Raw genomic sequence first — 1,890 nt, forward strand, 5'->3', positions numbered from 1 at the left:
GGAGACCCCGGGCACGAAGNCGATGTGAGGGCCTCGGTCATGCANCGAGCATAGGGGGCCGTACCCTGGTGTGCATGGCGCAGGAACAGACCATGAAGCCCGAGACGGCCGCGAAGAAGCTCGGCATCCTGCTGTCGGCCGCCCCGGAGTCCTTCCGCGGTGCGCCGATCAGCAGGACCGCGTTCGACGAGCTCCGCACCGAGCCGCCGGCGTGGCTCGAGGACCTCCGACGCGACGGCCNCCACCCGCGACCGGTCGTGGCGCAGAAGCTCGGCGTGTCGATCTCCGGCCTCGGCCGGGCCGGCATCGACGAGCCGCTGACGACGGCCGAGATCAAGACGCTGCTGCAGGAGAAGCCCGAGTGGCTCGTCCGCGAGCGGGAGACCCAGGCCGCGGTGCACGCCGAGAACGCCCGGGTGAAGCAGGAGCGCGCCGCCAAGGCCGCCCGCTCGCAGGACTGACCAGCACCCTCCCGAAGCCGATGACCGCCGTCCACGAGACCGTCGCCGACGCGATGCTCGTCGTGCCGCAGTTCGCATCGGTGTGTTGCATCGTCGGTGACCGGTACCGCCCGCGGGTCGCCGTGGTCGTCCCGGCGACGGTGATGCTCGTCGCGATGCTGCTCCCGGTCCTCCATGCGGGGGCGGTGTGGACGCTCCTCGCCGCGACGGTGCTGCTCCTGCTCGCACCGCTGCCCGTGGTGCGGCGGCGTCGAGCGGACGGCCGCCGCGCCGAGCCGATGGACGTGCACCGGGCGTTGTCGGCGGTCGTCATGGCCGGGATGCTGCTGATGGGACACGCGACCGGTGCCGTCGACGGGCACGCTGGTCACGGCATCGCGCTCACCGCGGTGCTCGGCGCCGGCGTGATCGGCTACTGCGCGTTCAGCGGCTGGCTCCTCCGGTACGAGTGGGCGCAGGAGGACCGTCGAGCCATCCGGAGCGGCGAGGTCTTCGCGATGACGGTCGCCGTCGTCGGGATGACCCTCGCCATGTGACTCCCGTCAGGCCCCTGAGGAGGCGTCGGCGTCGTCCGCTGTGAGGCGTTCCCGGGCGGACCGCAGCGTGTCCTTCGGCACCGGCGGCACCCCGCGGCGCAGGCCCCGCACGCCGACGACGCCCAGCACCGCCGTCGCCACGGCGAACACCACGAAGACGATGCCCGTCGCAGCCCACAGCGGGAGGGCGAGCGCGAGTGCCGCCACGGCGAACCCCGCGAGCAGGACCGAGGTCGTCAGGGCTGCGCCGACCGCGGCGCCCACGAGCACGAGTCCGGTCCTCGCGCCGCCGACGCGGTCCCGGACCTCCTGACGGGCTGCCGCGACCTCCTCGCGGACCGCGCGGATCACGGGCTCGAGGGCCTTCTGGACGAGTCCGGCGGTCACCGTGTCGCGGAAGGACGGCTTGGTCGTGGGTTCGTCGTCGCTGGCCATGGGTGCTCCTGTCGTCCGGTCCGGGCGGCCCGTCAGGTCCGGGCTGCTCGGCGGTCCGTCGACGCGGACCGTCCCAGCCATCATGGCCACGGCGCCTGCGACCGTGCCGGGCTGGCTGTCCCGCGCGCGGGAAGCGGCGGACGCGCGGCTCGCGGTCGGCGCGGTACCGTCGAGGCATGTCCGAGCGTGCTGTCCGCCGTCCCGACCAGACCCCGCGGTTCGACGAGGTCGACGAGCGCATCCTGTGGACCCTCGCCGAGGACGCGCGCATCCCGAACAACCGGCTCGCCGCGGCGGTCGGCATCGCGCCGTCGACGTGCCTCGCCCGGGTCCGGGCACTCGAGGACGCCGGGGTGGTCCGCGGCTACCGGGCCGACGTCGACGTGGCGCGTCTGGGGTTCTCGATCGAGGCGATGGTTTCGGTGCGGGTGCACGCGGCGGCGCGCCCGAGTGCGGAG

At 74.0% G+C, this 1,890-nt stretch carries 4 protein-coding genes; 3 read left to right on the forward strand and 1 reads right to left on the reverse strand.

What is annotated here, in order from left to right:
* Nucleotides 1–74: 74 nt before the first annotated feature.
* Complete coding sequence (locus I59_RS09605; RefSeq protein ID WP_022903685.1) at nucleotides 75–461, forward strand: DUF5997 family protein; 387 nt, start codon at nucleotides 75–77, stop codon at nucleotides 459–461.
* A 20-nt stretch (nucleotides 462–481) separates the two neighbouring features.
* Entirely contained in the window at nucleotides 482–997 is a 516-nt protein-coding gene (locus I59_RS09610) for a hypothetical protein (RefSeq protein ID WP_022903686.1), read from the forward strand.
* Nucleotides 998–1,003: 6 nt separating this feature from the next.
* Here I59_RS09610 and I59_RS09615 read toward each other — a convergent pair whose 3' ends face one another.
* On the reverse strand, nucleotides 1,004–1,432 hold the full coding sequence (locus I59_RS09615) for a phage holin family protein (protein ID WP_022903687.1): 429 nt from the start codon (nucleotides 1,430–1,432) through the stop codon (nucleotides 1,004–1,006).
* A 176-nt stretch (nucleotides 1,433–1,608) separates the two neighbouring features.
* Here I59_RS09615 and I59_RS09620 point away from each other — a divergent pair.
* The coding region (locus I59_RS09620) for a winged helix-turn-helix transcriptional regulator (RefSeq protein WP_022903688.1) at nucleotides 1,609–1,890 on the forward strand (282 nt) is incomplete at its 3' end.

This window comes from Curtobacterium sp. B8 (assembly GCF_000333315.1).
In the GTDB taxonomy this organism is placed as follows: domain Bacteria; phylum Actinomycetota; class Actinomycetes; order Actinomycetales; family Microbacteriaceae; genus Curtobacterium; species Curtobacterium luteum.